The organism is uncultured Jatrophihabitans sp. (assembly GCF_964244045.1).
Classification (GTDB): domain Bacteria; phylum Actinomycetota; class Actinomycetes; order Mycobacteriales; family Jatrophihabitantaceae; genus Jatrophihabitans.
Map to the genome: position 1 here is coordinate 21,949 of NZ_CAXTHK010000013.1, position 22,120 is coordinate 44,068.

At 68.3% G+C, this 22,120-nt stretch carries 25 protein-coding genes; 18 read left to right on the top strand and 7 right to left on the bottom strand.

What is annotated here, in order from left to right; translation table 11 throughout:
* Positions 1–8 precede the first annotated feature (8 nt).
* Positions 9–1,925 carry an alpha-amylase family protein gene (locus ACFFC4_RS11485; RefSeq protein ID WP_375500905.1) on the bottom strand — a complete coding sequence of 639 codons (1,917 nt, stop codon included), beginning with the start codon at positions 1,923–1,925 and terminating at the stop codon, positions 9–11.
* Between the two features lie 197 nt (positions 1,926–2,122).
* On the opposite strand from ACFFC4_RS11485, the gene rpmE reads away from it, so the two are divergent.
* From rpmE to ACFFC4_RS11565, 16 genes are all read left to right on the top strand, one after another.
* Positions 2,123–2,335, top strand: coding sequence for a 50S ribosomal protein L31 (gene rpmE / locus ACFFC4_RS11490; protein ID WP_375500907.1), 213 nt, complete (start codon positions 2,123–2,125; stop codon positions 2,333–2,335).
* A gap of 17 nt (positions 2,336–2,352) precedes the next feature.
* Entirely contained in the window at positions 2,353–3,411 is a 1,059-nt protein-coding gene (gene prfA / locus ACFFC4_RS11495; protein WP_375500909.1) for a peptide chain release factor 1, read from the top strand.
* Positions 3,411–4,250 (top strand): peptide chain release factor N(5)-glutamine methyltransferase, encoded by an 840-nt coding sequence (prmC, locus tag ACFFC4_RS11500; protein ID WP_375500911.1) that lies wholly within the window; start codon positions 3,411–3,413, stop codon positions 4,248–4,250. Before prfA ends, prmC begins: the two co-directional genes overlap by 1 nt.
* Before the next feature lie 24 nt (positions 4,251–4,274).
* Entirely contained in the window at positions 4,275–4,952 is a 678-nt protein-coding gene (locus ACFFC4_RS11505) for an L-threonylcarbamoyladenylate synthase (protein ID WP_375500913.1), read from the top strand.
* On the top strand, positions 4,949–6,133 hold the full coding sequence (locus tag ACFFC4_RS11510; RefSeq protein WP_375500915.1) for a glycosyltransferase family 4 protein: 1,185 nt from the start codon (positions 4,949–4,951) through the stop codon (positions 6,131–6,133). The genes ACFFC4_RS11505 and ACFFC4_RS11510 overlap by 4 nt, the downstream gene beginning before the upstream one ends.
* 54 nt (positions 6,134–6,187) lie before the next feature.
* Complete coding sequence (locus tag ACFFC4_RS11515) at positions 6,188–6,631, top strand: hypothetical protein (RefSeq protein ID WP_375500917.1); 444 nt, start codon at positions 6,188–6,190, stop codon at positions 6,629–6,631.
* Positions 6,632–6,659: 28 nt separating this feature from the next.
* On the top strand, positions 6,660–6,974 hold the full coding sequence (locus tag ACFFC4_RS11520) for a hypothetical protein (protein WP_375500919.1): 315 nt from the start codon (positions 6,660–6,662) through the stop codon (positions 6,972–6,974).
* 5 nt (positions 6,975–6,979) lie between these two features.
* Positions 6,980–7,771: a F0F1 ATP synthase subunit A gene (gene atpB, locus ACFFC4_RS11525; RefSeq protein WP_375501054.1), complete on the top strand. Its 792-nt coding sequence runs from the start codon at positions 6,980–6,982 to the stop codon at positions 7,769–7,771.
* 65 nt (positions 7,772–7,836) lie between these two features.
* On the top strand, positions 7,837–8,052 hold the full coding sequence (gene atpE / locus ACFFC4_RS11530; RefSeq protein ID WP_375481119.1) for an ATP synthase F0 subunit C: 216 nt from the start codon (positions 7,837–7,839) through the stop codon (positions 8,050–8,052).
* Positions 8,053–8,096: 44 nt separating this feature from the next.
* Positions 8,097–8,669, top strand: coding sequence for a F0F1 ATP synthase subunit B (locus ACFFC4_RS11535; RefSeq protein WP_375500921.1), 573 nt, complete (start codon positions 8,097–8,099; stop codon positions 8,667–8,669).
* Positions 8,666–9,490 carry a F0F1 ATP synthase subunit delta gene (locus tag ACFFC4_RS11540; protein ID WP_375500923.1) on the top strand — a complete coding sequence of 275 codons (825 nt, stop codon included), beginning with the start codon at positions 8,666–8,668 and terminating at the stop codon, positions 9,488–9,490. The genes ACFFC4_RS11535 and ACFFC4_RS11540 overlap by 4 nt, the downstream gene beginning before the upstream one ends.
* Before the next feature lie 47 nt (positions 9,491–9,537).
* Positions 9,538–11,088 carry a F0F1 ATP synthase subunit alpha gene (gene atpA / locus ACFFC4_RS11545; protein ID WP_375500924.1) on the top strand — a complete coding sequence of 517 codons (1,551 nt, stop codon included), beginning with the start codon at positions 9,538–9,540 and terminating at the stop codon, positions 11,086–11,088.
* Positions 11,089–12,093 carry a F0F1 ATP synthase subunit gamma gene (locus ACFFC4_RS11550; RefSeq protein ID WP_375500926.1) on the top strand — a complete coding sequence of 335 codons (1,005 nt, stop codon included), beginning with the start codon at positions 11,089–11,091 and terminating at the stop codon, positions 12,091–12,093. It abuts the gene before it with no gap.
* Positions 12,093–13,532, top strand: a complete 1,440-nt coding sequence (atpD, locus tag ACFFC4_RS11555) for a F0F1 ATP synthase subunit beta (protein ID WP_375500928.1) — start codon at positions 12,093–12,095, stop codon at positions 13,530–13,532. The genes ACFFC4_RS11550 and atpD overlap by 1 nt, the downstream gene beginning before the upstream one ends.
* Positions 13,533–13,547: 15 nt before the next feature.
* Positions 13,548–13,925, top strand: coding sequence for a F0F1 ATP synthase subunit epsilon (locus tag ACFFC4_RS11560; RefSeq protein WP_375500930.1), 378 nt, complete (start codon positions 13,548–13,550; stop codon positions 13,923–13,925).
* Between the two features lie 29 nt (positions 13,926–13,954).
* Positions 13,955–14,359: a DUF2550 domain-containing protein gene (locus tag ACFFC4_RS11565; protein ID WP_375500932.1), complete on the top strand. Its 405-nt coding sequence runs from the start codon at positions 13,955–13,957 to the stop codon at positions 14,357–14,359.
* An 8-nt stretch (positions 14,360–14,367) separates the two neighbouring features.
* On the opposite strand, the gene ACFFC4_RS11570 is transcribed toward ACFFC4_RS11565, so the two are convergent.
* The 3 genes from ACFFC4_RS11570 to ACFFC4_RS11580 are packed head-to-tail and all read right to left on the bottom strand — an operon-like array spanning position 14,368 to position 16,906.
* Entirely contained in the window at positions 14,368–15,798 is a 1,431-nt protein-coding gene (locus tag ACFFC4_RS11570) for a gluconate:H+ symporter (protein ID WP_375501056.1), read from the bottom strand.
* An 8-nt stretch (positions 15,799–15,806) separates the two neighbouring features.
* Positions 15,807–16,289 (bottom strand): gluconokinase, encoded by a 483-nt coding sequence (locus ACFFC4_RS11575; RefSeq protein WP_375501058.1) that lies wholly within the window; start codon positions 16,287–16,289, stop codon positions 15,807–15,809.
* A 44-nt stretch (positions 16,290–16,333) separates the two neighbouring features.
* Complete coding sequence (locus ACFFC4_RS11580) at positions 16,334–16,906, bottom strand: cob(I)yrinic acid a,c-diamide adenosyltransferase (protein ID WP_375500934.1); 573 nt, start codon at positions 16,904–16,906, stop codon at positions 16,334–16,336.
* Positions 16,907–16,964: 58 nt separating this feature from the next.
* Here ACFFC4_RS11580 and murA point away from each other — a divergent pair, with 58 nt between their 5' ends.
* Complete coding sequence (gene murA / locus ACFFC4_RS11585) at positions 16,965–18,245, top strand: UDP-N-acetylglucosamine 1-carboxyvinyltransferase (protein ID WP_375500936.1); 1,281 nt, start codon at positions 16,965–16,967, stop codon at positions 18,243–18,245.
* Here murA and ACFFC4_RS11590 read toward each other — a convergent pair.
* From ACFFC4_RS11590 to ACFFC4_RS11600, 3 genes are all read right to left on the bottom strand, one after another.
* Positions 18,225–19,076, bottom strand: coding sequence for a CDP-alcohol phosphatidyltransferase family protein (locus ACFFC4_RS11590; RefSeq protein ID WP_375500938.1), 852 nt, complete (start codon positions 19,074–19,076; stop codon positions 18,225–18,227). The genes murA and ACFFC4_RS11590 overlap by 21 nt on opposite strands.
* A gap of 86 nt (positions 19,077–19,162) precedes the next feature.
* A complete protein-coding gene (locus ACFFC4_RS11595) occupies positions 19,163–19,474 on the bottom strand; it encodes a hypothetical protein (protein WP_375500940.1) in 312 nt (103 codons plus the stop codon).
* Between the two features lie 18 nt (positions 19,475–19,492).
* A complete protein-coding gene (locus ACFFC4_RS11600) occupies positions 19,493–20,005 on the bottom strand; it encodes a phosphoribosyltransferase (RefSeq protein WP_375500942.1) in 513 nt (170 codons plus the stop codon).
* A 107-nt stretch (positions 20,006–20,112) separates the two neighbouring features.
* Here ACFFC4_RS11600 and ACFFC4_RS11605 point away from each other — a divergent pair, with 107 nt between their 5' ends.
* A complete protein-coding gene (locus ACFFC4_RS11605) occupies positions 20,113–22,095 on the top strand; it encodes a protein meaA (RefSeq protein WP_375500944.1) in 1,983 nt (660 codons plus the stop codon).
* The last annotated feature ends 25 nt before the right edge of the window (positions 22,096–22,120 follow it).

Here is a 22,120-nt window from a genome sequence, read left to right on the forward strand (position 1 = left end):
CAGCGCGTCTAGGGCCTGACGAGCCAGCTCGCCTGGTAGGGGGCGAGCCAGAAGTTGCCGTCCGGCGACACGGAGATCCGGTCGCCGGGCGGCCCCAACCTGTCCGTTGCGTGCTCGAGACCCAGCTCGACGAGCCGGGCAGATGGGACCGGCCGCCAGCTCTCGGTGACGTTGAACAGTTCCAGCAGGTCACCCTCGGGGTGCGAACGCAGGACGGCCAGCACACCGGGATCGTCGGCGTCGAGCACCTGCGACTGCGTGGCCGCGTGCAGCATGGGCAGCTCGGCCCGGCGCGCAGCCAGCTCCCGTAAACCGGTGAAGATCCGGCCGGCCGGCGTGCTCGCGTCATGGCGCTGCGCCCGCAACTCGGCGTCCATCCACGGGCGGTGATACCAGCGATTGTCCTCGGCGTGACCCGGGTCGACGGCCCAGTCGGCGTCCCCGATCAGCCCCAGCTCATCACCCATCCAGAGCACCGGGATGCCGCCCCAGCCCAGCACGATCGCGTGCGCCAGCAGCGCGCGGCGCACCCCGAGATCGACCTGCTCGGCGGACCGGGCGCTGCGCAGGCCGACCAGGTCGGCAGTCATGCCGCTGACCCGTCGGTCGCCGGTGGCCGGGTTCTCCTGGAACGTCAGCCCCTGAGCGTGCGAGCCGGGGAACCGGCCGGTGTAGTAGTCGGACAGGAAGCCGCGGTGTCCGAAGCCCGACAGCCCGACGCTCTGCGCATCGGCGTCGTCGATGGCCCAGCCGATGTCGTCGTGGCAGCGCAGGTAGCAGATCCAAGCCGTGCTGGACGGGCTGAGCGGCAGCCGCTGCAGCGCACGGACGCTGAGCCGGACGTCCCGGGTGGCGAGCATCGACCAGATCTGCACCATGAGCGTGTTGTGGTAGGCCAGATCGCTGACCTTGCCGTAGTTGCGGCCCTGCCCGAGATATTGCACGAGGGCGTCGGGCGCCACGATCGCCTCGGCCTTCAACACCACCGTCGGGCAGGCGATGCGGGTCAACGCTCGCAGCGCGCGGGCGACCGAGTGCACCTCGGGTTGGTTCTGGCTGTCGGTGCCCTTGCGCTTCCAGAGGAACGCGATCGCGTCGAGACGCAGCACCTCGACGCCGAGGTTGGCCAGCCAGCAGACCAGGTCGGCGTACTCGGCGAAGACGTCGGGGTTGGCCCAGTTGACGTCCCACTGAAAGTTGTTGAACGTCGTCCAGACCCAGCCCGACAACTCCTCGTCCCAGGTGAAGTTGCCCGGGGCGAAGTCGGGGAACACCTCAGGTAGTGACGCCTCGAAGGCGTCCGGCTCGATCCGGTCGGGGAAAACGTAGAAGTACGCGCGGTAGTGCGGGTCGCCGGCGCGGGCAGCCCGGGCCCATGCGTGCTCGCGGGCGACATGGTTGAGCACGAGGTCGACGACAAGGCTGATCCCGTTGCCGCGCAGTTCGTCGGCCAGCTCGACGAGGTCGTCGGTGCTGCCCAGGTCGGCGCGGACCGCGCGGTAGTCAGCCACCGCGTAACCGCCGTCGCTGTCGCCCTCGCGCGGCTGCAGCAGGGGCATCAGGTGCAGGTAGGTGACTCCGAGCTCGCGAAGGTAGGGCAACTGATCGCGGACGCCGGCCAGCGTCCCCGGCGTGGAGGGCGTTCCGGCGAACCGCTCGGCGTAGGCGGCGTACCCCAGCATCGACGGCGCCTGGAACCAGTCCGGGGCAAGGATCCGCTGCAGATCCAGCCGATGCAGGTCATCCGGCCGGCGGGCGTAGGCCTCGGCGGCGATCCCGAGCAGGCGCAGCTCGAGGGCTTCGGCCGACTCTGCCGGGTACAGCTCGCGCAGCCCGATCCGCAGGTCGGGCAGCCATCGCCGCACACGAGCGTCGAACTGCTCGCCCCGCTCGGGCGACAGTGCGTCGAATGCCGGGGCGCCCATGATGGCGATTCAACCGGTCGGGTACGTCACGGAACAAATGCCCCCACCGGCCGGTTCTGCTGAACGATTGGATTTGCCGGGCCGCGGCCTGGCAGACTGGTCGGTCGGGCCGCGTGCGAAGCGCGCCCGTCACCACCCGGCTGCGGTTCACCCCCGTCAACCACGGAGGACCCGGGGCCAGACACAAGGGATCCATAATGCGCGAAGGCATTCACCCCGAGTACGTGACCACCGAGGTCACCTGCTCGTGCGGGAACACATTCACCACGCACAGCACGGCCAAGTCCGGCGCGATCCGTGCCGAGGTCTGCTCGGCCTGCCACCCGTTCTACACCGGCAAGCAGAAGATCATGGACGTCGGCGGCCGCGTCGACAAGTTCGAGAAGCGCTTCGGCAAGCGCGTCCGCTGAGCGACACACCGGGCCGATTGCCTGAGCTCATTGCCGAATACGGCCGAGTGGGCACCGAGCTCAGCGATCCGGCGGTGCACGCCGATGCCGGTAGGGCGCGCACGCTCGGCCGCCGGTTCGCCGAGCTGGCCCCGGTCGTTGCCGTCGCCGCTGAGCTCGACGCCGTTCGCGGCGACCTCAACGCGGCTTGCGAACTGGTCGCCGAGGATTCGTCCTTCGCCGCCGAGGTCGAGTCGCTGACGTCACGCATCGGCGAGCTGGAGGAGCGGCTCACCCACCTGCTGCTGCCGAAGGACCCGAACGACAGCAAGGACGTCATCCTCGAGGTCAAGGCCGGCGAGGGCGGCGACGAGTCCGCACTGTTCGCCGGCGACCTGCTGCGCATGTATCTGCGCTACGCCGAGCGGCAGGGGTGGGCCGTCGAGGTGCTCGACGAGGAGTCGACCGACCTTGGTGGCATCAAGTCCGTGACGCTGGCCGTCCGCTCACGCAAACCCGATCAGGCCGTCTGGGCGCATCTGAAGTACGAGGGTGGGGTGCATCGGGTACAGCGGGTGCCGGCCACCGAATCGCAGGGTCGCATCCACACCTCGGCGGCCGGTGTCGTCGCGTTGCCCGAGGCCGAGGAAGTCGAGGTCGACATCGACCCCAACGACCTGCGCATCGACGTGTACCGCTCATCCGGGCCGGGTGGGCAGAGCGTCAACACCACCGACTCGGCCGTGCGGATCACGCACATCCCCACCGGGACGGTCGTCTCGATGCAGAATGAGAAGAGCCAACTGCAGAACCGCGAGGCCGGCATGCGGGTGCTCCGGGCCCGCCTGCTCGCCGCAGCCCAGGACGCGGCCGCCGCCGACGCATCCGACGCCCGCCGGTCGCAGGTGCGCACCGTCGACCGCTCCGAGCGGGTGCGCACCTACAACTTCCCCGAGAACCGGATCAGTGACCACCGGGTCGGGTTCAAGGCCTACAACCTCGACCAGGTCATCGACGGCGCGCTCGACGACGTCATCGCTGCCCTGCAACAGGCCGACACCGACGCGCTGCTGGCCGGAACCAGCGTCGACGACTGATGTCGGTCGCGGTGCGGGCACTGCTCGCCGACGCGACCCAGCGGCTGCGCTCCGCCGGCGTCGACAGCCCGCGTGTCGACGCCGAGCTGCTGCTCGCCTTCGTGCTCGAGGTTCCGCGGGGTCGCCTGGTCGCCCTGGACGACGTGCCCGCATCGGTGGCGGCCACCTTCGACGAGCACGTCACCCGCCGCGCGACCCGCGAACCGCTGCAGCACATCACCGGCGTCACGCCCTTCCGGCACCTGCTGCTCGCCGTAGGGCCAGGCGTGTTCGTGCCGCGGCCGGAGACCGAGCTGCTCGTCGACGCCGTGCTGCCCCACCTCCGCTCGCTCGAGGCGCCGCTCGTCGTCGATCTGTGCGCGGGCTCGGGCGCGCTCGGGCTGGCCATTGCGGCAGAGGTGCCGGGCGCTTCGGTCATCGCCGTCGAGGCCTCGGAGCAGGCCGCTCGCTGGCTGCTTCGAAACGCCGAGGGGACGTCGGCGCAGGTGATAGTCGGCGACGTTCGTGACCCCGAGCTGCTGCGCGAGCTGCACGGCCGCGTCGACGCCGTCGTGTGTAACCCGCCGTACGTCCCCCGCCACGTCCACGTCGCGCCTGAGGTGCGCGCCGATCCACGAGAAGCAGTCTTCGCCGGCGGTGACGGGCTCGACCTCATGTCGACGGTTGTCGCGCTCGCGACGGTCCTGCTGCGGGCCGGCGGCCGATTCGCCCTGGAGCACGACGACACGCACGCCGTGTCCGTCCCTGCACTGCTCAGTCAGGACGAGCGCTGGACCGACGTCGTCGACCACGACGATCTCACCGGACGCCCCCGGTATGTGACGTCCCGGCGGGTCTGAACCAGCTAGGGCAAGATGGCCGCCGTGGCCCTGTTCTTCGAGTGCGGCGATCCCGACGTCCGCGACGACGCGATCCAGACGGCCGCGCACAGTGTCACCTCCGGCGAGCTGGTGGTCCTGCCCACCGACACCGTGTACGGGCTGGGCGCCGACGCCTTCGACAGCGTCGCCGTCGCGGATCTGCTCCGGGCCAAAGGCCGGGGCCGCGACATGCCGGTGCCCGTCCTGGTCGGGTCGTGGACGACGATCGACGGGCTGGTCAGCGCGGTCGACGCGCGCATGCGCGCGCTCATCGAGGCCTTCTGGCCGGGCGGGCTGACCATCGTCGTGCGGCATGCCCAGTCCTTGACCTGGGACCTCGGCGACGCCGACGGCACGGTCGCGGTGCGCATGCCGCTGCACCCGGTGGCCATCGAGCTGCTGGAGAAGACCGGCCCGATGGCGGTGTCCAGTGCCAACAAGTCCGGCCAGCCGGCGGCCCAGACCGCTGCCGAGGCGCAGGCGCAGCTGGGCGAGGACGTCGCGGTATACCTCGAGGACGGCCCGGTGGCCGCCGGGGTCGCCTCGACGATCGTCGACCTCACCGGTCCGCACCCCAAGGTGCTGCGCGCGGGTGCGGTCAGCGAACGGACGCTGCGCGAGGTTGTCCCGGACATCATCGGCACTGCCCCCAGCCGGCCCACGCCCCGGCCGAGACCATGAGACATCCCAGCCTCGAATACCTGCTCGTCGGCTGCGTGGCCGCGATCGTCACGCTGCTGCTGACGCCGGTCGCGCGGCGGGTTGCAATCCGGATCGGCGCGGTGGCGAAGCCCCGCGACCGTGACGTGCACGCCGTGGCCATCCCGCGCATGGGCGGCGTCGCGATCTTTGCCGGCTTCGCGCTGGCCCTGTTCGTCGCGTCCCGACTCCCGACGCTGGGCGACGGGTTCAAGTTCGGGCCAGACATGGGGTGGATCGTCGGCGCCGGCGCGGTCATCTGCGGGATCGGCGTCCTGGACGATATCTATGAGCTGGATTCGCTGACCAAGCTGGCCGGTCAGGCCCTGGCCACCGGCCTGATGGTGATCAAGGGCGACGTCCAGCTCGACTTCCTGCCGCTCGTCGGCAGCACCCTCAGCTTCGACCGCAACCTCGGCGTGCCGGTGACGATCCTGCTCACCCTGTTGATCATCAACGCGCTCAACTTCATCGACGGCCTCGACGGCCTGGCCGCCGGCGTCTGCACGATCAGTGCCGTGGCCTTCTTCGTGTTCTCCTACCACCTGGCCCAGGAGGGGTTCACCGGCTCGGCGTCCCCGCCCACCCTGCTGGCCGCGGCGCTGGCCGGCACCTGCATCGGTTTCCTGCCGCACAACTTCTTCCCGGCGAAGATCTTCATGGGCGACTCGGGCTCGATGCTGGTGGGCCTGATGCTTTCGGCCGCGGCCACCACGTCGACCACTACGACCGACTCCCAGGTCTTCAACGACACCCCCGGATCCCTGGCCATCTTCCTGCCGCTGATCGTCCCCCTGTCGGTGCTCGCGCTGCCCTTCGTCGATCTGCTGCTGGCCGTAGTGCGCCGCGTGGCCCGGGGCCGCTCGCCGTTCGCGCCGGACAAGCAGCACCTGCACCACCGATTGTTGGAGATCGGGCACAGCCACCGTCGAGCCGTGCTGCTGTTGTACTTCTGGTCGGCCGTGGTGGCCTTCGCCGGCGTCGGGGTGTCCTTCGAGGGCAGCCAGTGGTTCGTCCTGTGGTTGCTCGTGGCCTTCGTCGTGCTCGGCCTGGCTGTGTCGCTCGTGCCGAACCTGCGCCGTCAGCGCACCCCCGGTCCGGCAGTTGCGGGCGCCACCCGGCACCGCGACCGACTCAAGGCCGGCGGGCCCACTCGGCACTGATCAGCAAACGGCACGGTTTCCGTCGACCGCCCCCCAATGGGTACGGTTCGTGCCATGACGGCGGTCCGGGAGTCGCTCCATCGGCATCTCACGCCGCCGTCACCCATGGGACGTCGCGGTCCGGCCATGATCGCCGTGCCGGTGCGCGCCGCTGTCTTCGCCGTCCCGCTCATTATCGGTTCGGTCGCGTACTACCTGCTGTCGGCGAAAGCCGGCCGGGCAGCGCTCAGTTACGCCGGCGGCGTCGGGCTCACTGCTGTGCTGCTCATCGGCGGGATCATGGCCGTTCAAGCCGGCGCGGCTCTGTCGCCGATGCTCGCCACCGTCATGGCGTTGAGCACTTACACCACGGTGGCGGTCGTGCTGTTCGCGGTCTTCGCGGTCTCCGATCCGCACGTGCTCGACGAGCCCGCATTCGCCCTGGGGCTCGTCGTCGGTGTGGTCGTCGGCGTGGCCCTGCAGATCCGCGATGCCCGGCCACCCACCGAGAGAGCCTGAGAAATCACTTGTTAGAGTGCGCGTGACAATGACGAAGCAGACGGCACCCGGCCGCATGCAAGGCAGCGGGCAGGGTGACGGGGATCCGTGGGCGGCCTTCGGCTATCTGGCGGCCGGCGTCGCCTTCTACGGTGTCCTGGGCTGGCTACTGGGTAAGTGGTTGAACGCCGAGTACCTGGTCGCGGTCGGCATCGTCGTCGGGATGTTGTTCGGCATGTACATGGTCTTCGCCCGTTATCGCTTCCACGACGACAGCGGCGACGTCCCGACCAGAACCCCGATCGACCACGATTCGTACGCCACCCGGCGCGACGATCGCGATGACCGAGGAGACGAGCAGTGAGCATTATGGCTGAGAGCTTCGAGCCTCCCGGCCCGATCGACTTCTTCCTGCCCGACTTCACCGGGACGAAGTGGAACGAGCACGGCTACCTCGCGGTCGTCACCAAGCCGGCGGCGCTGCTTCTGCTCGGCGCCATTTTGGCGTTCCTGTTCCTCTGGGTCACCTCGCGGCGCGGGCAGGTCGTCCCTGGCAAGCGCCAGCATCTGGGCGAGACGGCGTACGGCCTGGTGCGCGACAGCATCGCCCGCGACGTCATCGGCGCGGACTTCCTGCGCTGGGTGCCGCTGCTGGTCTCGCTGTTCTTCTTCGTCATCATCAATAATTTGTTCGGCATCGTCCCGGGCCTGCAGTTCCCGACGTTCGCGCGGGTGAATTACGCCTACGGCCTGGCCGCGATGGTGTGGATCATCTACAACCTCGTCGGCATCGTGGACAAAGGGCCGCTGGGCTACCTGAAGTTCGTCACCACGCCCTCTGGCGTGCCGTGGTGGCTGCTGCCGCTGATCATCCCGTTGGAGTTCCTTTCCAACGTCATCGTCCGGCCGATCACGCTCTCGCTGCGGCTGTTCGCCAATATGTTCGCCGGCCACCTGCTGATCATCCTGTTCTCGACCGGTGCCGCCTACCTGTTGCTGCATGCCTCGAATCCAATCATCAACAAACCGGCCGGTGTGCTGGCCTTCCTACTGGGCATCGCGATCGGCTTCCTGGAGCTCATCGTGGCCACGCTGCAGGCCTACGTCTTCACCCTGCTCACCGCGAGCTACATCGCCGGTGCGCAGGCGCGCGAGCACTGACCAAACTATCCGAACCAGAATCACCACACATCGGTCATCCGGACCGAGAACCGAGAGGACACAGAATGGCAATCGGCGGCACGCTCAACATGGTTGGTTACGGCCTCGCCGCGATCGGTCCCGGTATCGGAGTAGGCATCGTCTTCGCCGCCTACATCAACGGCACTGCACGCCAGCCGGAGCTGCAGAGCCGGCTGCAGACCATCGCCTTCCTGGGCTTCGCACTGTCGGAAGCGTTGGCGATTATCGGTATCGCACTGGCGTTCGTGCTCAAACCCTAAGCATTGACCTCCGACACTGAATCAGCCCAGATAGGAGAGTCCCGATGAGCGCGATCCAGCTCGCGGCCGAGGATCCCGGACCCCTCAACTTCGTATGGTCCGAGTTCGTCCTCGTCCTCGTCATTTTCGCGATCCTGTTCTTCCTGGTGCGCAAGTACGTGGTGCCGAACTTCGAGAAGAACTTCGAGGCGCGACACGACGCCATCGAGGGCGGCCTGGAACGCGCCGAGAAGGCCCAGGCCGAGGCCCAGGCCACGCTGGACAAGTACAAGCAGCAGCTCGCAGAAGCGCGCGCCGAGGCGGCGCAGATCCGCGAGAACGCGCGAGCCGAGGCCCAGCGCACGATCGAGGAGCTGCGCACCCAGGCGCAAGAGGAGTCGGCCCGCATCGTGGCGCGCGGGGAGGAGCAGCTGGCCAGCCAACGGCAGGCAGTCGTGCGCGAGCTGCGCGCCGAGATCGGCACGCTGGCCGTCGAGCTGTCGGAGAAGATCGTCCAGCAGCGGCTGTCCGACGACGCACAGGTGTCGGCCACGGTCGATTCGTTCCTCGCCGGCCTGCAGGCACAGGATGACGCGGCGACCGCTGCGAGCGGGACGGGCACGGAGTCGCGCGCATGATGCACTCGGCCAGCCGTCAGGCGCTGGAGGCCCTTCAAGAGGAGCAGCGCTCCGCCTTCGGCTCCGAGGGCCAGGCCAGTGCGCTGGTCACCCTCGCCGAGGAGCTCTACGCCGTGGCGGGTCTGCTCGTCGGCTCACCGCAGTTGCGGCGCATGGTCGGCGACCCGGCCACGCCGGCCCCGGCTCGCGTCAAGATCATCGAAGGCCTGATCGGCTCGCAGATCGGCGACACCGCCCAGCAGGTCGTGCGGGCTGCGGTGCGTCAGCGCTGGTCGACGCCGTGGAACCTGTGCGACGCCCTCGAGTCCGCCGGCGACGACGCGCTGTTCGCCGCAGCTGAGAAGGACCGCAAGCTGGACACCGTCGAGGACGAACTGTTCCGCTTCGAGCGCATCATCCAGGGCGACGGCGGCCTGGTGTCCTTGCTTGACGAACCAGCCGTCGACCCGGCACGGCGCCAGACGCTGCTGGACTCGCTCGTCGGCAACAAGGTCTCGGACGTCACCTTGGCCCTGCTCAAGCACGCCGTCACCAGTACCCGCAAGCGCAGCGTGCTGCTGGCCATCGACGACCTGCTCGAGCTCGCGGCCAAGCGTCAGGAGCGCTCCATCGCCCGGGTCGTGTCCGCTGCACCGCTCACCGATGCCCAGCAACGCAAGCTGGCCGAGATCCTCAGCAACATGTACGGCCGCGAAATCACCCTGCGGACAGCGCTCGACGCCTCCGTCCAGGGCGGGCTTGTGATCCGCGTCGGTGACGAGGTCATCGACGGCAGCGTCGCGTCCCGCTTCGTCTCGGCCCGAGCCTCGCTGCTCGGCTGAGTTCAGTCCAACACGATTACCTGCACGATGACGGAAGAGGAAACCCCATGGCCGAGCTGACGATCTCCGCAGACGAGATTCGTAGCGCTATCGAGAGCTACGTGTCGTCCTACACCCCGGAGGCGACCCGCGAAGAGGTGGGCGTCGTCGCCGAGACCGGTGACGGTATCGCCCGCGTCGAGGGCCTGCCGAGCGCCATGACCAACGAGCTGCTCGAGTTCGAGGACGGCACGCTGGGCATCGCTCTGAACCTCGACGTCCGGGACATCGGCGTCGTCGTGCTCGGCAACGCGGACGCGATCGAGGAGGGCCAGGCGGTCAAGCGCACTGGGGACATCCTCTCGGTGCCGGTCGGCGACGCCTACCTCGGCCGCGTCGTGAACCCGCTGGGCCAGCCGATCGACGGCCACGGCGACATCGACACCAGCGAGCGTCGCGCGCTCGAGCTGCAGGCTCCTACGGTCGTGCAGCGCAAGGAGGTCAAGGAACCGCTGCTCACGGGCATCAAGGCCATCGACTCGATGACCGCCATCGGCCGCGGCCAGCGCCAGCTGATCATCGGCGACCGCCAGACCGGCAAGTCCACTGTCTGCCTCGACGCGATCATCAACCAGCGCGACAACTGGAAGACCGGCGACCCGGCCAAGCAGGTTCGCTGCATCTACGTGGCGATCGGCCAGAAGGGCACGACGATCGCTGCGGCGCGCAACACCCTCGACGAGGCGGGCGCGATGGAATACACGACCATCGTCGCAGCCCCGGCTTCGGACTCGGCCGGCTTCAAGTACCTTGCGCCCTACACCGGTTCGGCCATCGGCCAGCACTGGATGTACGACGGCAAGCACGTGCTGATCGTGTTCGACGACCTCACCAAGCAGGCCGAGGCCTACCGCGCCGTGTCGCTGCTGCTGCGCCGCCCGCCGGGCCGTGAGGCTTACCCCGGCGACGTCTTCTACTTGCACAGCCGCCTGCTGGAGCGTTGCGCGAAGCTGTCCGACGACCTGGGTGGCGGTTCGATGACCGGACTGCCGATCATCGAGACCAAGGGCAATGACGTGTCGGCCTACATCCCGACCAACGTCATCTCGATCACCGACGGCCAGTGCTTCCTTGAGACCGACCTGTTCAACGCCGGTGTCCGCCCGGCGATCAACGTCGGCATCTCGGTGTCGCGCGTCGGTGGCTCGGCCCAGCCCAAGGCCATGCGCGCCGTCGCCGGTCGCCTGCGCGTCGACCTCGCCCAGTACCGCGAGCTCGAGGCGTTCGCTGCCTTTGGCTCCGACCTGGACAAGGCCTCGCAGCAGCAGCTGGCCCGCGGGTCGCGCCTGGTCGAGCTGCTCAAGCAGCCCGCGGCCTCGCCGTTCCCGGTCGGCCGCGAGATCGTCTCGATCTGGGCCGGCACCACCGGCAAGCTGGATGAGATCGCGGTTGCGGACATCCGCCGCTACGAGAAGGAACTGCTGGACTTCATCTCGCACAGCCAGCCCGAGCTGTTCGACACGCTGGCCGGTGCGAAGTCCCTCGAGGACGACATGGTCAGCTCGATGGAGCGTGCGGTCGAGGAGTTCAACAAGCAGTTCGAGCCGTCGGAGAAGTAGGTGGGAGCCCAGCTTCGCGTCTACCGCCGGCGCATCAGCGCCACGCAGTCGACGCGCAAGATCACCAAGGCGATGGAGCTCATCGCCGCCTCGCGCATCGCCAAGGCCCAGCAGCGGATGAACGCGGCCAAGCCCTACGCCGACGAGCTGAAGCGGGCGCTGGCCGCGTTGACCGACGAGACCTCGCTGAACCACCCGATGCTGAACGGGGTCGAGAACCCGCGTCGCGCCGGCATCCTGCTCATCACCTCCGACCGCGGGTTGGCCGGCGGCTACAACTCGAACGCCATTCGCCGGGCGAACGAGCTGGCCGGCCAGCTGGAGCAGGACGGCAAGGAGGTCGACCGTTACGTCATCGGACGTAAGGGCGTGGGCTACTTCCGTTTCCGCGGAATCGAGCTCGCCGGGGCATGGACGGGCTTCTCCGAGCAGCCGAACTTCAGTGACGCCCGCGGCGCCACCGAGGCCGTCGTGTTCGCGCTCGAGGCCACCTCCGAGGGCACCGTCAAAGGTTCCGACGACGCTGACGGCCGGCCGGCCGGTGAGCGCCCGGGGATCGACGAGCTCTGGGTCGTCTACACCAGCTTCGTCAACTCGGTCACGCAAACCCCGCGGGCGGTGCAGGCCTCGCCCGTGCAGTCCGACGCCGAAGACGACCTCGACAAGCTCGACGATGACGATCGCAACACCGATCGTGACGGCGCCGACTCCGACGATGACGGCCCCAAGCCGCTGTACGAGTTCGAGCCCGAGCCGGGCGCGCTGATCAAGGCGCTGCTGCCGCGCTACATCAGCTCGCGAATCTTCTCCGCGCTGCTCGAGTCGGCGGCGTCGGAATCAGCTGCCCGCCGGCGCGCGATGAAGTCGGCGAGCGACAACGCGACCGACCTCATCAAGACCTACACCCGGCTGGCGAACCAGGCCCGCCAGGCCGAGATCACCCAGGAAATCAGCGAGATCGTCGGCGGCGCCGACGCCCTCGCCAATGCAGGAGCTGAGGAATAATGACTGCAACAGCCACGGACAAGGTCGAGACCGCGACCGGGCGCGTCGTGCGCGTCATCGGCCCGGTGGTCGACGTCGAGTTCGGCCGCACGTCGATGCCCGCGCTGAACCAGGCGCTGACCACCGAGATCCAGCTCGGCGAGCTGTCGAAGACCATGACCCTCGAGGTCGCACAGCACATCGGTGACGACATGGTCCGCGCCATCGCCCTGCAGCCCACCGACGGTCTGGTCCGCGGTGCTCCGGTCAAGGACACCGGCGGCCCCATTACCGTTCCGGTCGGCGACGTCACGAAGGGCCACGTGTTCAACGCCCTTGGCGAGCCGCTCGACATCGCACCGGCCGACCTCGAGGTCAAGGAGCGGTGGCCCATCCACCGTGAGCCGCCGCCCTTCGACCAGCTCGAGTCCAAGACCGAACCGTTTTGGACCGGTATCAAGGTCATCGACCTGCTGACGCCCTACGTGGTCGGCGGCAAGATCGGCCTGTTCGGCGGTGCCGGCGTCGGCAAGACGGTGCTCATCCAGGAGATGATCTACCGCGTCGCCGAGAACTTCGGTGGTGTGTCGGTGTTCGCCGGCGTCGGTGAGCGCACCCGCGAGGGCAACGACCTTATTGCCGAGATGACCGAATCCGGCGTGCTCGAGAAGACCGCCCTCGTGTTCGGCCAGATGGACGAGCCGCCGGGCACTCGCCTGCGCGTCGCGCTGTCCGCCCTGACCATGGCCGAGTACTTCCGCGATGTGGGCAAGCAGGACGTCCTGCTGTTCATCGACAACATCTTCCGGTTCACCCAGGCCGGTTCCGAGGTCTCGACGCTGCTGGGCCGCATGCCGTCCGCGGTGGGCTATCAGCCCACCCTCGCCGACGAGATGGGCCAGCTGCAGGAGCGCATCACCTCGACGCGCGGTCACTCGATCACCTCGATGCAGGCGATCTACGTGCCCGCCGACGACATCACCGACCCGGCGCCGCACACCACGTTCGCCCACCTCGACGCCACCACGACGCTCTCGCGCCCGGTGTCGGAGAAGGGCATCTACCCGGCCGTCGACCCGCTGGACTCCACGAGCCGGATCCTTGACGCCCAGTACGTCGGCCAGGAGCACTACGACGTCGCGAACCGCACCAAGCAGATCCTCCAGCGCTACAAGGAGCTGCAGGACATCATTGCCATCCTCGGCATCGACGAGTTGTCCGAGGAGGACAAGGTCATCGTCGGCCGGGCGCGGCGCATCGAGCGCTTCCTGTCCCAGAACACCTTCGTCGCCAAACAGTTCACCGGCGTCGACGGCTCGTTCGTGCCGGTTGAGGAGACCATCGACGCGTTCAAGCGGCTCACCGAGGGCGAGTTCGACAGCTACCCGGAACAGGCGTTCTTCATGTGCGGTGGCCTCGAGGACCTCGAGGCGAACGCGAAGAAGCTCCGGGACTCCTGAGCCATGCCAGACACGATGCACGTGGAGCTTGTCTCCATCGAGAAGGCACTCTGGTCGGGCGAGGCCACCGCAGTCTTCGCCCGTACGGTTGTCGGCTCGATCGGCATCCTGCCCCATCACGCGCCGCTGCTCGGGGCGCTCGCCCCGGGCTTCGCGGTGCGCATCGACACCGACGGCGGCGAATCCTTGAACGTCGCGGTGCACGGCGGGTTCCTGTCGGTGCGCAAAGACGGTGTCTCGGTGCTCGCCGAGCAGGCCGAGATGGCCGACGACATCGACGTCTCACGGGCTCGCGAACAGCTCGAGCGCAACAACCCGGACGACGGACCGGAAGAGTTGGCCGCACACGACCGGGCCAAGGCGCGCCTGCGCGCCGCCGGCGAAGAAGTCTGACAGCCGCGACAGGCTGAGGGACGAGCGCCGTGCACACCGTCGATCTCGTCGTGGTGTGCGCGGCCATCGCCGTCGTCCTCATCTTCGCCGCCATCCTGGCCCGCCAGCGGCACATGCTGCGCATGAGCGGCGCCGTACCGCTCGCCGTGCAACGCGGGCAGCGCTGGATGTACGGCATCGGGCGGTACCAGGGCGGTGAGCTGCGGTGGTACCGAGCCCTCGGCATCGGGACGAAGCCGTCGCGGGTGCTGCGGCGTGGGCAGGTCGAGGTGCTCGGGCGTCGCGAGCGGACCCCCGGCGAAAGGTCCTCGTTGCCGAAGGGCTCGGTCATCGTCGAGTGCTGCGCGGACGGTGAGACCTTTGCCGTCGCCTTCGGAGACAGCGCCTTCACCGGCTTCGTCTCTTGGCTGGAGTCCTCGGCCCCGATGGCCTGACGCGCCGGCTAGGTGACGAACCAGAGGATCGACACGAAGCCGAAGCCGACCAGCGAGATCAGCGTCTCCATCACCGACCACGTCTTGAAGGTCTGACCGACGGTCAACCCGAAGCTCTGGTTGACCAGCCAGAAGCCGGCGTCGTTGACGTGCGACAGGAACAGCGAGCCGCAGCCGACGGCGAGCGCGAGCAGCGCCAGGTGTGCCGAGCCGGTACCGGCTGCCAGCGGGCCGACGATCCCGGCCGCGGTCGTGGTGGCCACGGTGGCCGAACCGGTGGCCAGCCGGATGGCCACGGCCAACAGCCAGCCGATGATCAGCAGCGGCACACCGGAGTTGTTGGCTGCCTTGCCGATCGAGTCGCCGATCCCGGCCCCGATGAGCGTCTGCTTGAAGCCGCCGCCCGCGCCCACGATGAGCAGGATCGCGGCGATCGGGCCCAGGCTCGCGCCGATCCGGCTCGAGATCTGCGCGCGGTCGAAGCCGACCGCGAACCCGAAGGTCACCATGGCGAGCAGAACGGCCAGCGTCAGGGCGACGAGGGGCTCGCCGATGAAGTCGGCGACGTACTTGATCCGCGGGGACGAGTCGTTCCAGACGATGTCTGCCAGCGCCTTGCACAGCATCAGGACGACCGGGAACAGGATCGTGGCCAATGTGGTCGCGAACGACGGCGGACGGGCGACCTCGGCCTTGGTTGGTTGATCGGCGTTGGTGGAGTCGGCGGTATCGACGGCGTCGTCGGTCACAACGCCGCCGGCCGAGGTCGGCGCGCCGACGGGCACGAGCTTCGCGGCCACGATCGAGAACAGCGGCCCACAGATGATCGCGGTGGGGATGGCGACGAGCAGGCCGAATGCGAGGGTGATTCCGAGCGGGGCCTTGATCTGATCGATGGCGACGAGCGGGCCGGGGTGCGGCGGGATCAGACCGTGCAGCACCGACAGCCCGGCCAGCGCCGGGATGGCGATTCGCATCAGCGGCAGGCCCGAGCGCTTGGTGACCAGCACGATCACCGGCAACAGCAGGACGAGGCCGATCTCGAAGAACATCGGCAGCCCGACGATCACTGCGACCAGACCCATGGCCCAGGGCAGCAGGCGCGGGCCGGCGCGGTCGACGAGCGTGCTGACCACGCGCTCGGCGCCGCCGGACTCGGCCAGCAGCTTGCCGAGCATTGCGCCGAGCGCGATGAGTAACCCGACCTCTTTCAACGTCGAGCCGACGCCATCCTCGAAGTTCGAGATCACGTCCTGCGAGGACACCCCGGAGGCGAAGCCGACGACGGCAGAGCCCAGGATGAGGGCAAGGAAGGGGTGCAGGTCCAGAGCGGCGATCAGGACGACGATGAGCCCGATGCCCAGGACGGCCACGACGAGCAACCGGGTGTCGTGCGAGTTCCAGGAACCGCTCTTGGCCGCGGCCGTTGCCGCACTCAGACCCAGGGTCACAGCCCCAGCATGTCCGCGATCTGGTGCGCTTGAACCGTCGCCGACAAGTCGATGTCGACGGTGATCGACGGCTCGTCGGCACCGAGTGGCTCGAGATCGGCGAGCTGGGAGTCGAGCAGCGCGGTGGGCATGAAGTGGCCCTGCCTGGCACGCAGCCGCGCGAGTAGCTGCTCGCGGTCGCCGTGCAGGTACACGAACACCACGTGTGAAGCGATGCCGCCGAGGAGCAGGTCGCGGTAGCTGCGCTTGAGCGCCGAGCAGGTGATGATGGCGGGCCTACCGGCCTCGACGTGCTCAGCCATCCACTCGTGCACCCGAACCAGCCAGGGCCAGCGGTCGTCGTCGGTGAGCGGATGATCGCTGGCCATCTTGTCGACGTTCTCCTGCGGGTGCAGGTCGTCGCCCTCGCCGAAGTCCCAACCCAGACGCCCGGCCAGGACTCCGCCGACCGTGGACTTGCCGCAACCGGAGACCCCCATCAGGACCAGGACGACCGGGCTTGCCGTGCCTCCGGCGCGCACGGTCAGCGCTCGCCGCCGGGCTTCCACAGCACGTCGCCGTCGGGGTTGGCCAGGCGGGACAGGATGAACAGCAGATCGGAGAGCCGGTTCAGATAGAGCATCGCTTGCTTGTTGGTGCGCTCGGGATCGGCGTCGAACAGCGCCCACGCGCTGCGTTCGGCGCGCCGCGACAACGTCCGCGCCTGATGCAGCAGGGCTGCGCCGGGCGTGCCACCGGGCAGGATGAAGCTGTCGAGCTTCGGCAGGTCGGCGTTGAACTCGTCGCACCATCCTTCGAGCCGCTCGACATATCCCGGCTCGACGCGCAGCGGCGGGTAGGCCGGGTCGGGCACGACCGGAGTGCAGAGGTCGGCACCGACGTCGAACAGGTCGTTCTGGATCGTGCGGATGACGCTGGCGATGCGGTCCGGCAGCGCGCCGAGGGCGAGTGCCAGGCCGAGCGCGGCGTTGGTCTCGTCGCAGTCGGCATAGGCGGCGACGCGCGGATCGGTCTTGCGGACCCGGGACATGTCGCCCAGTCCCGTGTCGCCGTCGTCGCCGGTCTTGGTGTAGATGCGTGTCAGGTGTACGGCCACAGCCCGACCATACGGGTTGCTGCCCGGTTAGCTCTCGCGGTCGGGTTAGCCTGACCGGATGCAGGTTCTCAGAGTCGTCGGTGGTGCGCGCCTGTCGGGCAGCGTCGAGGTGGTCGGGGCGAAGAACAGCGTCCTGAAGCTGATGGCCGCGACGCTGCTCGCCCCAGGAGCCAGCACCGTCGGGAATCTGCCGGCGATCTCCGATGTCACGATCATGCGTCAGCTGCTCGAGGGCATGGGCTGCGGCGCCCAGGAGTCGCGCATCGACGCCGTCGACCGGGTCACCATCACCGTTCCGGACAAGCTGAGCCCCGAAGCGCCCTACGACCTCGTCCGCAAGATCCGCGGGTCGATCTGCGTGCTCGGCCCGCTGATCGCACGGACCGGCCGGGCCAAGGTGGCGCTGCCCGGCGGCGACGCCATCGGCACGCGTCCGTTGGACATGCACTTCGCCGGGCTCGAGAAGATGGGCGTCGACATCCGCATCGAGCACGGCTACGTGGTGGCCGACTCCACCGAACTCCGCGGCGCCAACATCTGGTTGGACTTCCCGAGCGTCGGCGCCACCGAGAACATCATGACCGCCGCCGTGCTGGCGAAGGGCACGACGGTCATCGACAATGCCGCGCGCGAGCCCGAGATCGTCGACCTCTGCCAGATGCTGGTGAGCATGGGCGCGCAGATCGACGGCATCGGCTCCTCGACACTCGAGATCACCGGCGTCGAGGGCCTGCACGCCACCTCGCACGACGCCGTGCCTGACCGCATCGTGGCCGGCACCTGGGCCATGGCCGCACTGGCCACCCGGGGCGACATCACCGTCCGCGGCGCGAAGCCCGAGCACCTGCGAATCCTGCTGGACAAGGTCGACCAGGCTGGCGGCGTCGTCGAGACCCGGGTCGACGGTTTCCGCGTCTCGATCGATCGTCGCCCGAAGAGCTTCGACGTCGTGACGCTGCCTTATCCGGGGCTTGCCACCGACCTGCAGCCGCAAGCCATCGCGGCACTGTCAGTGGCCGAGGGCACGGCCATGATCACCGAGAACCTCTTCGAGGCGCGGTTCATGTTCTGCGACGAGATCGCGCGCATGGGCGCCGACGTACGCACTGACGGCCATCATGCGGTCGTGCGAGGCCGAGAAGCGCTGTCCGGGGCCCCGGTGCGGGCCACTGACATCCGTGCCGGGGTGGGGCTCGTCATCGCCGGGCTGGTCGCCGACGGCGTCACCGAGGTGGCCGAGATCCACCACATCGACCGCGGCTACGTGCGCTTCGAGGAGCAGTTGCGAGACCTGGGGGCCGACGTCGAACGGGTCGAGTCAACGACGTTCGGCGGTTGAGTCCAGCTTCGGGGTATGCAACTCCGGTGTTGTGGCCGGGATGGCCTCGCCCAGGCCGTGGATGGGCGAGAGTTGGCCGCCGGCCAGGCGTACCCGCCGGTTGTGTAGCGAGCGCAGCACCGCCAGTAGCACGAAGTAGCCGCTGCCGGCGTACATGAGGATCTGCGGGATCAGGTAGTGGTGCGGCAGGGTCAGCGTGCCCGCCGAGATGCCGCCCATCCAGAAGACCGTGGCCGTCCAGGTGTAGTAGTGCATCCATTGTGCCCGGGCGATGTGCGGGTAGGGCATGTTGGACAGGCACAGCAGCGACAGGACAAGAACCAGCACCGCGCCGAACCAGGTCTTGGCCTGGAGCAGGTAGAGCAGCGGGCCCACCAGGTTCCAGGCGGCCGGATGCCCCCGGAACCAGTTGTCCTCGGTCATCATGTCCTTGCGGGCGAACCAGATGGCCGAGCAGAACACCATCACGCAGAGGATGGCGACGCCGAAGTTGTTCTGCGGCACCACCTTGAACTCGTACATGAAGCATGCCGGGACGATCACGCACGTGACGTAGTCGATGATCAGATCGAGCATGAAGCCGTCGATCAGCGGGACGCGTCGTTCAACTTCGAGGGCGCGGGCGATCGGGCCGTCGATCCCGTCGATGAGCAGGGTCAGCAACAACCAGACGATCGCGCGCTTTGCATCGCCGACCAACACGTCGCGCAGCGCGAGCATCGCCGCGACGATGCCCAGGGTTGTGAACAGGTGCACGGCCCAGGCACGACCCCACTGCGCAGGCGTGAACTCCTCGCCCGTGTGGCGGAACGGTGACATCGGTACAGACATTCGTCCGACCCTATATGCACTCCATGCATCACGGCGCTGGGCCGGGTCGAACAAAGTCGCGGTGAGGTGTTCGTCAGCATTCCGGCTCAGGCGTCGAGGACAAGGCGGGCGCGGTCCATGTCGGACTTGAACACCAGCAGGTCCAGGCTGCCGTCGCGGCGCTTTGACACCGACGAGCGGATGTCGGCCTGGCTGAGCTCAGCCCGGCGGGCCAGGGCCTCGGAGCGGCTCAGCTGCGACAGCACGACGGTCAGCAGGCCGAGGTCGAGGGAGTCGGCGGCATCGGGTGGCCGCATGCCCTGCCGAGGCCGCGACGGGCGGAATACCCAGCGCATGATGAACATGAGCAACACGATCACGATGAGCGCCGTGAACACCGCCGACGGATTGTTGCCCATCCGTCCAATCTAAGCGGTCTACGCGTCCCGCGACGCAGCTGCGGTGACGGGTGGCAGCACCGACCACGGGAAGTCGATCCAGCGTTCGGTCTCGCGCCAGACGTACTCGCAGTGCACCGTTGAACGCGGCTTCTCATAGACGACCGCGCACCGCACCTCGGCGACGTGCTCGCGGCAGAAATCCTTGACCAGCGCAAGCGTCGCGCCGGTGTCGGCGACGTCGTCGGCCACCAGCACGTGTGCGCCGGACAGGTCCACCGGCGCCGGAACGGGCGGGAGCATCACCGGCATGTCGAGGCGTTCGTCCACCCCGGTGTAGAACTCGACGTTCATGACGTGCAGGTTCTTGACGTCCAATGCGTAGCCGAGCGACCCGGCCACGAACAGCCCACCGCGGGCTATCGACAGGATGAGATCGGGTCGGAAGCCGTCGGCGTGCACCATCTCGGCCAGCCCGCGCGACGCCGTGCCGAACAACTCCCACGTCAAGACCTCGTGCGCCTGCTCCGTCTGCTCAACCGTGTCCGTCACGTGGACAGCCTGGCAGACGCGCGATCCTGACCACAGACCGTCCGTGGAGACAGGCCGGCAAGTGGTACCGGAATAGACTGCGCCGAAGCTCACGGAGGTGCTTGAGAATGCCGTTCCCGACCGACGACGCCCGCGACCGGCCCTGGTTGATGCGAACCTATGCCGGCCACTCCTCGGCGCTGGAGTCGAACAAGTTGTACCGGCGCAACCTGTCCAAGGGGCAGACCGGCCTGTCGGTGGCCTTCGACCTGCCCACGCAGACGGGCTACGACCCCGACGCGGAGCTGGCCCGTGGCGAGGTCGGCAAGGTCGGCGTGCCCATCTCGCACATCGGTGACGTGCGGACGCTGTTCGACGGCATTCCCATGGAGGAGATGAACACCTCCATGACGATCAACGCGCCGGCGATGTACATGCTGGCGCTCTACCTGACCGTCGCCGAGGAACATGATGCCGACCTCTCGAAACTGAGCGGCACGACGCAGAACGACATCATCAAGGAGTACTTGTCGCGGGGCACGTACGTGTTCCCGCCGGCGCCCTCGATGCGGCTGATCAGCGACATGATCGCCTATACGGTCGCCGAGGTGCCGAAGTGGAACCCGATCAACGTCTGCAGTTATCACCTGCAGGAGGCCGGTGCCACGCCGGTGCAGGAGGTCTCCTTCGCACTGTGTACCGCCATCGCCGTGCTGGATTCGGTACGGGATTCCGGGCAGGTGCCGCCTGAGAAGTTCGGTGAGGTCGTCGCCCGCATCTCCTTCTTCGTCAACGCCGGCGTTCGCTTCATCGAGGAGATGTGCAAGCTGCGCGCCTTCGGTCAGCTGTGGGACGAGATCACCCGCGAGCGCTACGGCGTCGAGAACGCCAAACACCGGCGCTTCCGCTATGGCGTGCAGGTCAACTCGCTCGGTCTCACTGAGGCGCAGCCGGAGAACAACGTCTACCGCATCCTGCTCGAGATGCTGGCCGTCACGATGTCGCGGGACGCCCGCGCCCGCGCCGTCCAGCTGCCGGCCTGGAACGAGGCGCTCGGCCTGCCGCGCGCGTGGGACCAGCAGTGGTCGCTGCGCATGCAGCAGGTGCTGGCCTTCGAGTCAGACCTGCTGGAGTACGACGACCTGTTCGAGGGCTCGAAGGTCATCGAGGCGAAGGTCGCCGACATCAAGGCCGGAGCTCAGGCCGAGATCGAGACGATCCTGGGCATGGGTGGTGCGGTTGCCGCGGTGGAGTCGGGGTACCTGAAATCTGCGCTGGTGTCCTCGCTGGCCCTTCGTCGGCGACGGATGGAATCCGGTGAGGACACGGTCGTCGGCGTCAACAAATACACCGAGACCGAGCCCAACCCGCTGCAGGGTTCCGAGGACGGCGGCATTCTGTCCGTGGACCCGGCGGTCGAGGAGTCGGCCAAGGCTGCGCTTGCGCGGTGGAAGTCCGGCCGCAACCCGGCCGACGTCGACGACGCCCTGCGCGCGCTGCGCGACGCGGCGAAGACCGACGAGAACCTGATGGCGGCCTCGATGACGTGTGCCCGCGTGGGCGTCACCGTGGGGGAGTGGTCGGGGGTGCTGCGCGAGACCTTCGGCGAGTACCGCCCGCCGACAGGTGTGTCCGGCGCCAGCGGTGGCGGGCAGGGCGACCTCGCCGAGGTGCAGGCCCGGGTCCGCGCGCTCGGCGAATCGCTGGGCCGTCCGCTCAAGTTCCTGGTCGGCAAGCCGGGCCTGGACGGGCATTCCAACGGCGCCGAGCAGATCGCCGTCCGCGCGCGCGACGCCGGCTTCGAAGTCGTCTACTCCGGCATCCGCCTCACACCGGCGCAGATCATCGCCGCCGCCGTTGAGGAGGACGTTGACGTCGTTGGGCTGTCGGTGCTGTCCGGCTCGCACCTGTCGGTCGTGCCCGACGTCGTCGCCGGCCTACGCGCCGAGGGGCTGTCCGACGTCCCGGTGATCGTCGGCGGCATCATCCCCGAGCCCGACGCCGCCATTCTGCTGGCGGATGGGGTAGCTCGCGTCTTCACGCCCAAGAACTTCGAGATCACCGAGATGCTCGGCCAGATCGTCGACGCCATCGAAGAAGCCCGCGGCTGAGCGGCCCCGGGCGCGCAACCGGCTG

What these genes read in the sequence shown, in the direction of transcription:
- ACFFC4_RS11540 (WP_375500923.1), top strand. Translation starts at nt 8,666, where the DNA reads ATGATGCACTCGGCCAGCCGTCAGGCGCTGGAGGCCCTTCAAGAGGAG.
- atpD (WP_375500928.1), top strand. Translation starts at nt 12,093, where the DNA reads ATGACTGCAACAGCCACGGACAAGGTCGAGACCGCGACCGGGCGCGTC.
- ACFFC4_RS11535 (WP_375500921.1), top strand. Translation starts at nt 8,097, where the DNA reads ATGAGCGCGATCCAGCTCGCGGCCGAGGATCCCGGACCCCTCAACTTC.
- ACFFC4_RS11575 (WP_375501058.1), bottom strand. Translation starts at nt 16,289, where the DNA reads ATGGGGGTCTCCGGTTGCGGCAAGTCCACGGTCGGCGGAGTCCTGGCC.
- ACFFC4_RS11590 (WP_375500938.1), bottom strand. Translation starts at nt 19,076, where the DNA reads ATGTCTGTACCGATGTCACCGTTCCGCCACACGGGCGAGGAGTTCACG.
- ACFFC4_RS11595 (WP_375500940.1), bottom strand. Translation starts at nt 19,474, where the DNA reads ATGGGCAACAATCCGTCGGCGGTGTTCACGGCGCTCATCGTGATCGTG.
- ACFFC4_RS11560 (WP_375500930.1), top strand. Translation starts at nt 13,548, where the DNA reads ATGCACGTGGAGCTTGTCTCCATCGAGAAGGCACTCTGGTCGGGCGAG.
- ACFFC4_RS11605 (WP_375500944.1), top strand. Translation starts at nt 20,113, where the DNA reads ATGCCGTTCCCGACCGACGACGCCCGCGACCGGCCCTGGTTGATGCGA.
- prmC (WP_375500911.1), top strand. Translation starts at nt 3,411, where the DNA reads ATGTCGGTCGCGGTGCGGGCACTGCTCGCCGACGCGACCCAGCGGCTG.
- ACFFC4_RS11510 (WP_375500915.1), top strand. Translation starts at nt 4,949, where the DNA reads ATGAGACATCCCAGCCTCGAATACCTGCTCGTCGGCTGCGTGGCCGCG.
- ACFFC4_RS11515 (WP_375500917.1), top strand. Translation starts at nt 6,188, where the DNA reads ATGACGGCGGTCCGGGAGTCGCTCCATCGGCATCTCACGCCGCCGTCA.
- ACFFC4_RS11520 (WP_375500919.1), top strand. Translation starts at nt 6,660, where the DNA reads ATGACGAAGCAGACGGCACCCGGCCGCATGCAAGGCAGCGGGCAGGGT.
- atpE (WP_375481119.1), top strand. Translation starts at nt 7,837, where the DNA reads ATGGCAATCGGCGGCACGCTCAACATGGTTGGTTACGGCCTCGCCGCG.
- ACFFC4_RS11485 (WP_375500905.1), bottom strand. Translation starts at nt 1,925, where the DNA reads ATGGGCGCCCCGGCATTCGACGCACTGTCGCCCGAGCGGGGCGAGCAG.
- atpA (WP_375500924.1), top strand. Translation starts at nt 9,538, where the DNA reads ATGGCCGAGCTGACGATCTCCGCAGACGAGATTCGTAGCGCTATCGAG.
- atpB (WP_375501054.1), top strand. Translation starts at nt 6,980, where the DNA reads ATGGCTGAGAGCTTCGAGCCTCCCGGCCCGATCGACTTCTTCCTGCCC.
- murA (WP_375500936.1), top strand. Translation starts at nt 16,965, where the DNA reads ATGCAGGTTCTCAGAGTCGTCGGTGGTGCGCGCCTGTCGGGCAGCGTC.
- rpmE (WP_375500907.1), top strand. Translation starts at nt 2,123, where the DNA reads ATGCGCGAAGGCATTCACCCCGAGTACGTGACCACCGAGGTCACCTGC.